This window comes from Verrucomicrobium sp. BvORR034, assembly GCF_000739635.1.
Classification (GTDB): Bacteria; Verrucomicrobiota; Verrucomicrobiia; order Verrucomicrobiales; family Verrucomicrobiaceae; genus Verrucomicrobium.
Window position 1 is genome coordinate 189,338 of record NZ_BATQ01000041.1, and the last position, 12,988, is coordinate 202,325.

At 60.8% G+C, this 12,988-nt stretch carries 11 protein-coding genes; 8 read left to right on the forward strand and 3 right to left on the reverse strand.

Annotated elements, in window-relative coordinates; translation table 11 throughout:
- Positions 1-31 precede the first annotated feature (31 nt).
- The 8 genes from BV034_RS07030 to BV034_RS07060 all read left to right on the forward strand — a co-directional run bounded on the left by BV034_RS07030 (position 32) and on the right by BV034_RS07060 (position 8,307).
- Entirely contained in the window at positions 32-817 is a 786-nt protein-coding gene (locus tag BV034_RS07030) for a class I SAM-dependent methyltransferase (RefSeq protein WP_081887629.1), read from the forward strand.
- Between the two features lie 125 nt (positions 818-942).
- Entirely contained in the window at positions 943-1,230 is a 288-nt protein-coding gene (locus BV034_RS07035; RefSeq protein WP_265592729.1) for a hypothetical protein, read from the forward strand.
- 94 nt (positions 1,231-1,324) lie between these two features.
- Positions 1,325-2,056, forward strand: coding sequence for a YoaK family protein (locus BV034_RS07040; RefSeq protein WP_050025506.1), 732 nt, complete (start codon positions 1,325-1,327; stop codon positions 2,054-2,056).
- Between the two features lie 157 nt (positions 2,057-2,213).
- Positions 2,214-2,414 (forward strand): PAS domain S-box protein, encoded by a 201-nt coding sequence (locus BV034_RS36795; RefSeq protein ID WP_343123284.1) that lies wholly within the window; start codon positions 2,214-2,216, stop codon positions 2,412-2,414.
- The gene (locus BV034_RS07045) at positions 2,411-3,160 is read left to right on the forward strand and encodes an ABC transporter ATP-binding protein (protein WP_050025508.1); all 750 of its coding nucleotides are present in this window, start codon (positions 2,411-2,413) and stop codon (positions 3,158-3,160) included. Before BV034_RS36795 ends, BV034_RS07045 begins: the two co-directional genes overlap by 4 nt.
- On the forward strand, positions 3,157-5,940 hold the full coding sequence (locus BV034_RS07050) for an FtsX-like permease family protein (protein WP_050025510.1): 2,784 nt from the start codon (positions 3,157-3,159) through the stop codon (positions 5,938-5,940). The genes BV034_RS07045 and BV034_RS07050 overlap by 4 nt, the downstream gene beginning before the upstream one ends.
- A gap of 315 nt (positions 5,941-6,255) precedes the next feature.
- A complete protein-coding gene (locus BV034_RS07055) occupies positions 6,256-7,962 on the forward strand; it encodes an NAD(P)-binding domain-containing protein (protein ID WP_050025512.1) in 1,707 nt (568 codons plus the stop codon).
- Positions 7,963-7,983: 21 nt separating this feature from the next.
- The gene (locus BV034_RS07060) at positions 7,984-8,307 is read left to right on the forward strand and encodes a DUF2218 domain-containing protein (protein ID WP_050025514.1); all 324 of its coding nucleotides are present in this window, start codon (positions 7,984-7,986) and stop codon (positions 8,305-8,307) included.
- Positions 8,308-8,764: 457 nt separating this feature from the next.
- Here BV034_RS07060 and BV034_RS07065 read toward each other — a convergent pair whose 3' ends face one another.
- From BV034_RS07065 to BV034_RS07075, 3 genes are all read right to left on the reverse strand, one after another.
- Complete coding sequence (locus BV034_RS07065) at positions 8,765-9,649, reverse strand: hypothetical protein (RefSeq protein WP_265592730.1); 885 nt, start codon at positions 9,647-9,649, stop codon at positions 8,765-8,767.
- A 97-nt stretch (positions 9,650-9,746) separates the two neighbouring features.
- Positions 9,747-11,579: an IucA/IucC family protein gene (locus BV034_RS07070; RefSeq protein ID WP_050025518.1), complete on the reverse strand. Its 1,833-nt coding sequence runs from the start codon at positions 11,577-11,579 to the stop codon at positions 9,747-9,749.
- Positions 11,580-11,588: 9 nt separating this feature from the next.
- Positions 11,589-12,983: an MATE family efflux transporter gene (locus BV034_RS07075; protein ID WP_050025520.1), complete on the reverse strand. Its 1,395-nt coding sequence runs from the start codon at positions 12,981-12,983 to the stop codon at positions 11,589-11,591.
- Between the last annotated feature and the right edge of the window lie 5 nt (positions 12,984-12,988).

Here is a 12,988-nt window from a genome sequence, read left to right on the forward strand (position 1 = left end):
GTTGGCATCCAAGCTGCAAACAAGGGGAAACATGCCTCCGTTTTCCTGTGACTTATGCAACGAACCCGAACATGCCAGACTGAACCCCCGACAGTTTCACTCGGATGAAGAGTTCGACTGCATCTTGCCAGAGCAGTTTCAAAACCTTTCCCAGCGGCATTGGACGCCGGTCGGAGTTGCATTTGAAGCGGCCCGCTTCCTGGTGGACCGGCCCGGCGCCAGGGTGCTGGATGTTGGATGTGGTCTGGGGAAGTTTTGCGCAGCGGGGGCGTCCATCACCCAAGGGTACTTTGTCGGTGTGGAGCAGAGGGGAAACCTGGTTCGCATAGCGCAGTCACTGCTGCAGCATTTTCAAATTCCAAGAGTGGAGATCGTTCAAGGAAACATTCTGGACATCGACTTTCGCCAGTTTGACGCCTTCTATCTGTTTAATCCCTTCCAGGAGAACTCGTTGCCCTCGTTCAGGATTGACTCGAGCGTGACGCTGGACCCAAAGCTCTATGACATCTATACGGAGCACGTCTACAGGCAGTTGTCAGCGGTACCTTTGGGCACCCGGGTTGCCACCTATTGGGGGGACCAGGAAGAAATACCCGATTCATACGAGTGTGTGGAGTCGTTGTTCGATGACCGGTTGAGGTTTTGGATCAAGAAGCGGCGCCATGCTTTGCTGGCCTGCGCCGGTGTGGGGGCGGTCAACCGATCGCGTGGCGCATCCCCATCAGTTCAACGTGGGTATACGAACCAGGAAAAGACCCTGCTGGGGTCCTGGTCGTTTGATCCGAGGTTGGGGAGCCCTGCGGTATCAATGGCCTGAACCCGGTGCCTCCTCTTCATCACCATCTACCAGCTCAAATACCGGCTATGGATGACCTCTACAGTGATCTGAACAACTCCAGGCGTGGAAACTCATTCATCTGCTCGTTCCTTGTGGAGCAGGACATGATCGTTGCGGTCAAGTACTGGCTGAATTCTTGTGAAGCACAGCACCTGGCGGTCGAGTTCGAAGCTGCCCTTCAGGCTGAAGGCACCAGGCTGAACCGAAAAGGAGCCCTGCATCACGTCCTGCGCCTCACACCCCGGCTGTTGGTCAAACTCCTTCTGTTCGCACGGCGTGATGATATCAACCTAGCCAATGAAACAGAGGTGGGGATTGGCATTGGTCAGATCCGGGCGCGTATCGAAACATGGGCGCTGGCGTGGATGTCACTTCGGGATGTCTACCTCTAGGCCGGGAGGGACCAGAAGGGTGTCGTTTCATGAAGCGCGGCGGATCGTTGCTGGCGCGAGCAACTGGTAGGGTTCACCTCCCACAACTTTTCTCATGTCTGTCCATTTCCACCCGAAGCTTGCCGTGGTCACTGGATGTCTCCTGGCGACGTTGAGCGCGGGAGTCAACGCCTCCTATTTGATGCGTTTGGGGACCTCGGTCAGTCATCTGACAGGAGATGTGGCCAAGGTGGCATTGAGTGTTGTCTCTGGCAATGACTCCGTCCCCCTTGTGGTTGTGCAACTGGGTGCTGCCACGCTTGGGTTCATCACTGGCGCGGCGACGGCTGGATTCCTGATCCACCATCCGAACATTGAGTTCTCACGTCCCTATGGACGTTCTGTTGTGGCATTGGGTCTTTTTCTAGCGCTGGCCTATCTCTCCCTCGACGCATGGCCAACCTTGTCCATGGGGCTGGCTGGGCTGGCTTGTGGTCTTCAGAATGCCCTGGCGACCCACTACCGTGGCATGATTCTGCGGACCACCCATGTAACGGGGTTGCTGACTGACTTTGGCACGAATCTGGGGATGAAACTCAGAGGACATGACATTGCGGGATGGAAACTGTCCGTGCCGCTGCTCCTTGCCACGAGCTTCTTCATGGGTTCACTTCTGGGCTGCGTCGCCTTCCAAAGCTTGGGAGACAAGACCTTGCTGGTCTACGCTGGCATCTACTTGGGTCTGGGATTGCTTTGGGCCGTCTACCGGCTGAGATGGGTTCGGACAAATAGTGTTCATCACAGCTGTTCGAGCAATGCCCGCGTTGAAGAGGCGCAAGATGGATGAATTGGGCAACCTCTGCAGAAAAAACACCTTTCATCCGGCCCGGTGTACAGTTTGAACTTGGAACATGATGCCGGGAGAATATCCTCTAAGTTCGACACGCCAATCGCACATGCATCCCGAACCCTTTCCAGGCGACTTTGCTCCACCCGCCCGACTGATGCTGGCGGCCATTGTGGATTCTGCCGAAGATGCGATCACCAGCAAGAGCCTGCAGGGGGCGACTACAAGCTGGAACCGAAGTGCCAAGGAAATGTTTGGCTACACGACCGGGGAGATTATCGAACGGTCGGTTCTTCCTGGGGGCGAACGGTGCAGTCATTGCCCCAACCCACTTTCCCGACAGACCAATCCACTATGAGTTCATCTGGTGATCATCCCGTCAGGCTGGAACGCCTGGTCAAAATCTATACCCAGGGCGTGCGACAGATCCATGCGCTCCACCAGGTCGATCTCACGGTGAAGTCCGGTGAGTTCGTCGCCATCATGGGAGCTTCCGGCTCGGGCAAGAGCACGCTCCTGCATGCCATTGCAGGATTGACGGATGTGAATGAGGGCAAAGTGATCGTGGCGGGCCAGGACCTTGCCGCCTTCTCAGACGCGGCACTGACCCGCTTTCGCCGGAGGCAGGTGGGCATGGTGTTTCAAGCCTTCAACCTGATCCCCAGCCTCACGGCGGAGGAGAACATCCAGCTCCCTGCCATGGAGCTGCCGGATGTGAAACAGCGGGCGGAGGCGATCCTGACGCGCATGGGTCTGCTGGACCGCCGGCACCACCGGCCCGATGCCCTTTCCGGAGGGGAGCAGCAACGCGTGGCCATTGGCCGGGCACTCATGATGGAGCCCGCCATTCTGCTGGCGGATGAGCCCACGGGAAGTCTCGACTCCCGCACCGGACAGGAGCTTTGCCAGGTGCTGCGGGACCTCGTGACACGAGAGGGGCGCACCACGGTGATGGTGACCCACGAGCCCCGTGTGGCGATGTGGGCGGACCGGGTGGTGGTATTCAAGGACGGTCGGTGCCTTTCCGAGTTTCCTGTAACCCCCGGTGCCGGAGCGGAAGCGGTCGCCCTGGCTTATGAACACGCGCTTCAATCAGCCGCATGAAAACCCTTCTGAGACTGTCCTGGGCTCATGTGCGGGAGCATCCCCTGCGCCTCACCCTCACCTCTCTGGCCACTGCGGCGGCCGCGGCCATGGTGATCTGGGTGGTGAGCGGTTATGATGCGCTGCTCAAGACGTTCGACGAGTACGCGAACCTCGCGCTCGGCCGGTATGAACTCTCCGTGGCGCCCATCAGCCACTTCAGCCAGATGGCACCCGGCGTCATTCCGGCTCCTGCGCAGAAGGACGTGCCGGCGGAGTCCGTGGCGCTGTTGCGCGCCGATCCCTCCGTAAGAGTGGCGGATCCCATGTGGGCTGCGCAGATCGCCGTGGACCGGGCTGAACCTGCAGCCACCCCAGGTAGGCGGGGTGAGTTGCCGGGCACGGTGGTGGGAACGGATGCGGAAGCTCCGCCCTTTGAGCTGGCGGACGGCCGTTGGATCCGAAGGGCCGACGGACCGGAGGCCGAGGGCGTACTGAGCCTCGCGGCAGCGGAGGCTGCGGGAGTGAGGGTGGGGGATGAGCTGGTCGTCGGTTTAGGGAAACGACAGCAGCGTCTCCGTGTGGTGGGGCTGGTCCGCAGCCCGGACGTGTCCGGCTGGAGTGCCTCCGTGGCGAAGACGCAGACGATGACCCCCGCTGTGGGTGGTTTGTTTGTCTCCACGAACCTTCTGGAACGGGCCACAGGGGAGTCCCGCCGCATCAGTTTCATCGGGGTGGGTGTAAAAGAAGGAGCAGACCTCACCCGGTTCCGCTTCCAGTGGTCTCCCCGGCTGAGTGCTCTGGCCACCCCGTGCCAGTTCCAGGAGGCCCATGATATCGAGGAGGCGCTGGATGAAAGCGCCTCTGCGGAGAATCTCGAATTCCAGGGTCACATGGCAGCAGCCGTCTCCATGCTGGCTGCGTTCTTCATCATCCTGAGCACGCTGAACATGGGTGTGACAGAACGCATCCGGCAGCTCGCCATCCTGCGGGCGGTGGCGCTCACCCGGACGCAGACGGCCCTGCTGGTGGTGATGGAGGCGTTGCTGCTCGGGGCCGTCGGTTACGTGGTGGGCTGCACCAGCGGCTGGCTCCTCATGAAGCTGGCCGTGGCCAGGGCTCCTGAGCTGCTGGAAGACGGGGCGGTGGTGGGCTCGTTCAGTTTGACGCTCGCCGCAGTCTGCGCCTTTGGCGGGGCATTGCTGGCCTCCGTCTGGCCGGCATGGCGGGCCATGCGGGTGCGCCCGCTGGATGTGATGGGCAAGCTCGCTGAGTCCGCCTCTGGAGGCATTCGGCCCGGCTGGCTGGCGCTGGGACTGGTCCTGCTGGCGGTGTATCCCCTGGTGGCCCGCGTGCTGCCGCATGGGGATGAGGAGCCCTTTGTCGCCTACTTGCTGGTGGGTCTCTTCTGTCTGGCAGCGGGTGTCGTGCTGTGCAGCCCGGCGCTCGTGCATCTTGTGGATCGCGGCCTGAGCCCGCTGCTCGCCCGCGTTCTGCGCATCCCGCCGCGACTGCTGTTGAGTCAGATTTCATCGAACTTGTCCCGCACCCTCGCCACCTCGGTGGCCCTCAGCGTCGGGCTCGGCCTGCTCATCGGCATTCACGTCTGGGGGCATACCATGCTGGGTGGCTTCCTTCCCGGTCGCTGGGCACCGGACGCGATGATCGCCTTCCGCCCGGGCGGCATCGATCCCGTCGCGGCCGCCCAGATGAGTTTGTTAAAAGGCATCACGGAAGCCCTGCCGGTGGTCGTGGAACAACCCCGGCTCAAGGAGGATCTCACCCACAGTGCGGTGCGCGCCACTGTGGTGCGGCAGGACAGCGTCGTCATCGTGGGGGTGGATGCTCAGCGTGCCTTTGGAGGGAGCTCACCGCTGTTCAAGTTTCAGTGGGTTCAAGGTAATGCGGAGCAGGCCGTGGCGCTGCTCCGGCAGGGGCGCGGCTGCATCGTGCCCGATCATTTTCTGAGGGAGTCCGGACTGAAGCTGGGCGATTCCTTTGAGCTGGTACCGCCGGAACGTCCTGGGCAGCCGGTTTCCTACGTCATCGCCGCCACCGTGAAGATGCCTGGCTGGCACTGGCAGACGAAGCCCACTGGCATGCGCACCCGCACCCACCGGGCGGCGGCCCTGGTCTTCGCCGACTACGCCACGGTGGCGCAGGACTTCCAGTTTCAGGCCGCCCCGTACCTATGGCTCAACTGGGACCTTGACCAGACTCACAGAGAGGCGGTGGAGGAGTCCGCCAGAAGGTTGTTGGAAACATCTTCAGGAAAACCCGCTGTGGTGGGTGATCCACCCGCCGGAAGTGAGCAGCCCTACGTGAAGCTGCACAGCATCGAGGACATTCGTGACATCGTGAATGCCCACTCCCGGCAGTGGCTCTGGGTCCTGAGCCGGCTGCCCGTGGTGGTGCTTCTCATCACCTCGGTGGGGGTGTTCAATACCCTGCTCGCCTCGGTGCATGCGCGGCGGTGGGACTTTGGCATTCTCCGCTCCGTCGGCTACACCCGCAGCATGTTGGTGCGTCTGGTGGTGGCAGAGGGCGTTTTGATCGGCATCGTCGCAGGCGGCCTCAGTCTGGTTTTTGGCACCTTGTCCGGATGGTGCGGCGCCGGCATGTCACGCTACATCAGTTTCTTTGGAGGGATGAACACCGATCTTGTCGTGCCCTGGCCGGAGGTGCTGAGCAGCCTTGCCGCAGTCCTCCTGCTGTCCAGCCTCGCCGCCCTGTGGCCTGCAATTTCCATCGGACGCACCATGCCGCTGGATCTTCTCCAACAGGGCCGAGGAGGCTTCTAAGACTCAAAATTCAAATTCCAAATCAGGACCACGGTCGCTCCCACACCTTGAATCCTGGTGTCGAGCTGCCATCCCTGATGGCCGGTTGCCAGCATCGCAACATTGGCCATCGATCTCATCGTGGGCGCGTTGCTGTTCCAACTTCCTCTCCTTTCCGAACGGCCTACAACAAATCCAGCACATTTTCTCATGTTGACATAGCTAATGAATCTCAATATCAGATGAGCGATTCGAAAACTGCCACATGCAATCGAAGCGATCGATCTGTGGTGGCACCGCAAGAACCACCAAACATAAGAGAAGGAGATTTCGGAAATGAGAGTTTGTGTTGTTGGAGCAGGACCGTGTGGACTGACTACGGTCAAACAGTTGCGCGATGAGGGACACGAGGTTGTCTGCTACGACAAGAACTCCGGCGTCGGCGGGATCTGGCTGCGTGACGGCGACGACGGCACGAAGACGAAAGCGTTCGACCACCTGAAGCTGACCATCTCCATGCGGTTGATGGCCTTCTCAGACTTTCCCTTCAAGGGCGGCCGCAAATTCTATTCCCGGCAGGAGTACTTCGATTACCTGACCGAATACGCCAACCGCTTCGGTCTCCTGGGCAGCATTCGATCCCACACGGAGGTCACCGATGTGAAGAAGACCGCGCAAGGTTATGTCGTCACGTCTCGCTTCGGCGGAGTCGAGTCCAGTGAGAACTTCGACGCGGTGGCGATGTGCTCAGGCCCATTCAAGACGCCCCAACGTCAGTTCCCCGAACTGGCTGGCTTCACTGGCGAGATCGTACATTCCGCGGGGTATCGCAACGCCGAGCGCTTCCGCGGCAAGCGCGTGCTGATCGTCGGCCTGGCCGAGTCCGGGGCTGACATCGTGCGGGAGATTGGCGAGACCGCCTCCAAGACCACCCTGGCGATTCGCTCCTACACTTTCCTGCTGGCGCGGATTGTGGATGACCACCGCAGCACCGACAGCCGCACCGTGCGAGCGCACCACCACGAGATGTACGATCGCGCCACCACACGCCCCGTGCCTTACAAAACGTTCTGGGGCAGCAGTCGGCTGGCCAAGACGGCATTCGGTGCCATGTCAGTCGGCCTGGGGCTGATCTCGTCGATTGGAGGTATTGTGCAGGCTCTGCGTGAACGGATCAAGCCGCGTACCTACGCGGAGTACAACCTGCTCGGCGAACCCATGGTGCCCTACAAGATGGACGTGGGCTGCGAGGAGGAGAAGGAAAACTGGGACCTGATCAAAAAGTGGAACGAGAAGTCCCACCCGGAAGGCAGCTGGAGCCCTCGCGGCATCTTTTGCAAGAACGTCAGCTTCATCCCGAGCATTGTGAATGGCAAAGTGGTGGTGAACGACACCGGACTGGCACGTGCCGAGGGCAACACCGTCCACTTCAAAGATGGTGCGTCAGCCGAGTACGACGCGGTGGTGCTGTGCACCGGCTACGAGCGCGATTTGACGCTGGGGGATCTGAGCATCGAAGACGGCAACGTCCGCAACCTCTACCGGCACTTCCTGCATCCCGGTCACGATGGCAGGGTCGCCTTCATCGGCTTCCTGCGTCCCTTCTCCGGCGGCATCCCGATCTGCGCGGAGATGCAGGCCCGCTACTTCGCACGGGTGCTCAGCGGCAAGCTGCAGCCGCCTCCCAACCTCGCCGAGGTCATCGCCGAGGAGAAGAGCTGGGAGGAGTACTGGACCGAGCTGAGCCCCCGGCACACCGAATCCCACCCCTCGCAGGTTCTATACCTTGACGCGCTCGCTCGGGAGATCGGCTGCCTCCTGCCGCTTCGCAAATTGTTCCTGAACCCGAAGCTCTTTATCCAGGTCTGGTTTGGAAGCTTCAACCCCTCCGCCTACCGCATCGTGGGGCCGCACAGCTTCCCCAAGGCGGCCCTGGCTGACCTGTACTCTGAGCCCGTCGAGGACCGTGGCAACATGTGCTACCACATGTCGGTGCTGCGGATGATGCCCACGTCGGTGCATCCGAAACATATGATGCCCTAGTAAAGCCACAGGAAACAACCCATGACCACTCTCACGCGCAGCGGTACGGCCGAGGTCCAGAACGGCCAGCGCTATATCAACATTCTTTGCAAGCATTGGGCGCGCAAGTTCGACGTCCAGCTTGATGACGAAGGGGCCAAAGTCGTTTTCCCGAAAGAAGACGACGACCCCGACTATCCCGAGGATGCGACGGCCATCTTCCGCTCGACGGAATCCCGGCTCGACGTCCATCTCACCGCGTCCACGCTGACACAACTCGACGCCTACTGGGGCGCGATCGATGACCATCTCGACCGCTTCGCGGCTCGCGAAGGTGGCCTGCGCCTGATTTGGGAAACAACTTGAAGCGTGCACCGGGCAGGGACGCTGCGAGGCGCGGGGGTGGCGTGCTACTCCTAAGAACCTGTTTGGATAAAAACGCTGGGTGTGTTGCGAGGCATTTTGAGTCTGGACAAGGCGCGAAGAGGGCGTGAATCGAGATTCACAACCGATGAGCAACGCCGTCCAGGCTCAAAAGGACCGCAACCCGGAGGGGCAGTTCTCAGGCTCGGCGAAGCCGCTTTTATCTCATTCCCTTAATTGAACCTGCCACACCCGGATGTTTTTATCCAAACAGGTTCTAAGGCCTCGCAGCGCCTCACGCTCCTGCATCCAGCCGTATACCACCTGCTGGCCAGGACGGCGGCACGGCGATTTTCGATACGGACGGAAACCAGAGGAGTTTCTGAATGCGAGGACGGCTGCCCCTGATGAACACAGAGCCGGTTCGCTGAGGCTCAATACAACTCAGCAGACGGCGCACTCATTTGACGAGCTCACCCTCGAGGAACTTCTGGACCGCGGGGAAAAGTTTCGTTTCGTCGTGGTCCGCACTGGGGACGATGTCCATGGTGACCGGGATGCCGTGCTGCTCATAGTTCTTCTTGAGGGTGGCGAGGCGCTCGATGCGGTTCTTTCCTGTAATTTTGTAATCGGCTCCTTTCACCCCCTCGCCCATCCAGTATTCGGAATCGCGGGTGATGGGTTCGTTCCATTCATCAGTGTCTTCGGCACCCACGACCATGTGGACGCTCACGCGGCGCATGGCGGCGAGGTTCAGTTTCACGTTAAAGCGCTTGTAGAGGTCCCGGGTGCCGACCCACCAGTCGGCGGTGTTATCTATGAGGGTGACCAGGCCAGGAGCAGCGATGGAAACGGCACGGAGGCGGTGGGGATGGAGATAGAAGAAGCGATGCGTGAAGTGGCCTCCGCCCGAGAAGCCATGCATGAAAAAGGTGTTCCCCGTGAGACGGTATTTCGAGGCAGCCTCATCGACCATACTCAGGAGGACAAGATCGTAACGGGTGCCCTTGTAGTCGATGAGCTTGTAGTTCTCCAGATCCTGGCGACCGTGGGTGTTGAGGGGGAAGAGCGGGGCGAGAAGGATGACACGGTGCTTGTCGGAGAAGTCCCGCATGTGCTCGACGTAAACATCGGGACGGCGTTCGGTGCCGTGGACAAGGACAAGAAGCTCGCAAGTTTCTGTGCCGTTCTCCTGGTAGCCCTTGGGAATGTAGAGCGTGTAGGAGAAGCGGGGATCCAGCTGGCTGGCGATGTAGGGCGTCATACCCCTGTCATGCCAGCCAAACTCCTTCACCTGCGCAAAGGCGGGCGTAAAGCTGCCAGCGAACACAGCAGCGACTAACAAGAAGGTAGATCCTACCAAAGCATTCATGGGCATGTAAACGAACGGTGGGAAGACTTGAAGGAGAGACTCCACAAACTCAAGACATCAGGAAACCGGGTCACACCGCTCCCACCATCTCAAATGCAGGAGTTTTAACCTCACCCAACCCCCGCGCCAGTGGATTGGCGATCGGCGCATAAATGGCGAGCTCGCATTCCGCCTCGAGTTCGTCACGGTCCTCGATGCGAGTGAGGAGGTTCGCCTTGCAAGGCAGAGAGTCGCTTTGCAGGAGGGTGTCGATGAGCGCGGCACCGGGGCCGTCCATGGCGCTGCGCAAAGCGTCGAGTTTGGCTTCGATGTGGCTGAGGAGAACCTGCTCGTCCATCAATCCATCGGCTCCGAAGCGGTGGACGATGGCGAAGAGGTGGTTGAAGAAAAGATAATAGCCGAGACCGTTGCGAACGATGTCGTCGGGCTCGAAGACTTTGGGAAGGTCCTCGAGTTCAGACACGAGATTGACCAGGGTCTCGCGATGACTTTCGGCCAGGGCGATGCCCTGAATGTCGCGGTAGTAAGAGGCCTCGGGAGTTCCGTCGTCAGCAAATCCAATGACGACGTTCTGCTGGTGCGCCTCAAGGGCGATGCCGTGGCGGTCGAACACGCCGAGGACCGGGGCGATGGCCACGGTCCAGTAGGCGTCGAACCAGCGGCGCGCTGCGTGTGCAAGGGAGAGCCCCTGCCGCTTGGACAGAAGCCGGACGAGGTCGAACAGGCGGGAGTGGCCCGTGTCATCCAGGGGATCCTCCGTGAGGGCGGCGATGGAGTGGACGGCTTGGTGACGACGGGAGCCGCGAAAGGGATTGGCGCGAAAAATGGCCTCGAAACCTGTTTCCTCGATCCCAGGCAGATCGAGGCCCAGATAGGCGGGATCTTCAAGGACGAAGAAGCCGGGAAACTCGTCCTCCACGCGACATTCTCGCAGGAGTTGGGTGATCCAGACACTGTCGCCGAGTTCGCTCTTGAGATTGAGCCGGAGGGAGTTCGTGAGTTTCACCGGAATGGAGAGTTTGAGCATCCAGTCGAGATCCTCCGAATAGACAGTGCGCACCGAGGACGTCGGGGTGAAACAGGGCCCCAGCTCGCCGAGGGCGATGAGCGACTCTGCGGCCAGGAGTTCCCGCACGTGAGGCTGGTGATGAAGCCAGTGGGCCTGCAGCGGATGGACGGGCAGCAGAGCGTAGCCAGAGGCAGCGAGATCGGCGAGACGTCGGCGACCCGTTTCGTTGAGTCCGTGGCACGCGATTTCAAAGCCCAGGGCCTCAGCAGACATGTCGAGGAGGGATTCCTGGATGACAAGCTCGCGACGGGCGGCGAAGAGTTGCAACCGGAACCGCCCGTTGAGCTCGGGAGTGTAAACGGGGTGCTGCCATGCGTGCATGCCCTGGCGCGACTTGGGCGTGGGATGGAGCCAGTGGCCGGTGACGACGGCCTGTTCAGATTCGATGAACGGGGTCTCGTGTGCGGGATTTCCTAGATCCTTCCTCGCGCGGCGGTGTGCGAGATAGCGCTCCATCACCTGATGGCTCTCGACAACCCGTGACAGCAGTTCGAGGCGTTGTGGGCTGCCGGGATGTTTTGCGTAGATTTCGTCGATGAGACGGAGCTGAGCCGTCAGTGCATCGAGCTTCTGCCAGGCTGATGAACCAGCGGGGCGTTCGTGGACTTCGGCGATGGTATGACGTCCCACCAGGGATCGGTAGCGAATGAAGAGGGCGAGGGTCGTGCCGACCTGCGGAAGTGAAAGCTCCACGACATCGCGGACCCCAGGCCCGGCAGCGAGGCCAAAGCGGGCGGCGAAGTGTGCGGGGGCCTGCCAGTGTCCCTCGTCAACTTCGCGGAGGTAGCAGTTGCAAAAGGTTTGGAGCGAGGCGGCGGCGGCGGTGAGGTGCATGGGGGAAAATCAGTCCTCGACGGGTTGAAGCGGAAATGCAGGTTCGAATCGGTCGGGGCGATGGCGGTAGCAGAAGGCGATCGCGACGGCGAAGGTGATCCATTCGGCGAGGGGTAGAGCCCAGAGGAAGGACCATTGCGAGAAGCTGTCCCGGAGGGCTGCCTGGTCGAAAAGGTGGGCGAGGCCAAGGAGGAGGCAGGCAGGCAGGATGAGACCGCGCAGAATCGCGACGATGGCCGATGGGGTCGGCCGGTGGATGGCGGTGAGGTAGCAACTCAGAATGACGTTGACGCCGTTGACGAGGAAGAGCGGCCAGATGGCAAAGGCAAGGCGGCTTGCCTCTTCGACGATGGCGGCATCCTCGCCGCTCAGGAACCAACCGGTGAGCTGGTCGCCGAAAAGCAGCAGAGAGATGGCGAGAATGAGGCCGATGCCACTGGAACCGATGAGTGCAGTGGAGAGGAACTGCCGGATGCGCTGGGGGTTCCCCGCGCCGAAGTTCTGACTGACAAGGAGATGGAGGGCGTCAGCTACCCCGTAGGTCAGCATCAAGCTGAGGTAGATGTAATAACTCACGACGCTGAAGGCGGCGACGCCATCCACTCCCAGGCGGCCGATGAGGAGGAAGTTCAGCAGCCAGATGATGATGCCGGCGGAGATCTCGTTGATGAATTCTGAAACGCCGTTGTAGCAGGCCTTGAAAAGGTGGGACCAACGGGTTTGCCGCCAGATGAAATGAAGGGTCCGCTTACGGCTGAAAAAGTAGATGCAGAGCACAGCGGCCTGTGCCACCTGGGCGATGGCGGTGGACCACGCGGCACCGGCGAGGCCCCATCCCCATTGGCAGACGAAGAACAGGTCGAGACCAATGTTCCCCAGCGAACCAACGAGAAGCGAGACGGTGGCAAGAATCGGATGGCCGTCGGCGCGCACGAAGTAGTAGAGAACCATCGTCGTGAGCTGGATGATGAGGGTCCAGCGCAGGATGCCGAAATATTCGCCGACCATGGGCACCAGCTCTGCCGGGATATTAAGAAGCCGGAACAGCCAGGGCTCGAAGACAATGCTCGAGAAGGTGAAGAGAGCCGTGGTGGCGACCGTGGCGATGAGGGTCTGGCTGAAGACCGAGGATGCCGTGCCTGGATCCTTCGCTCCCATGTGCGTGCCCGCGCCCACCGAGCCACCGATGGCGAGCATCAGGGCCAGGGCGTAGAGCACAGTCAGGAGCGGGACGAGGAGGTTCACCGAGGCGAGGGCCTCCGCGCCAACGTAGTTTCCCACGAAGACACCATCAACGAGGCTCGTCGTGGTGAGCGCGATCAGCCCCACCATGGACGGGACCGCGTAGTAGAAGAAGGTGGGCAGAACCGCGCCGGTCAGCGCGGGGTTTTTCTCGGGAGTCATCAGTT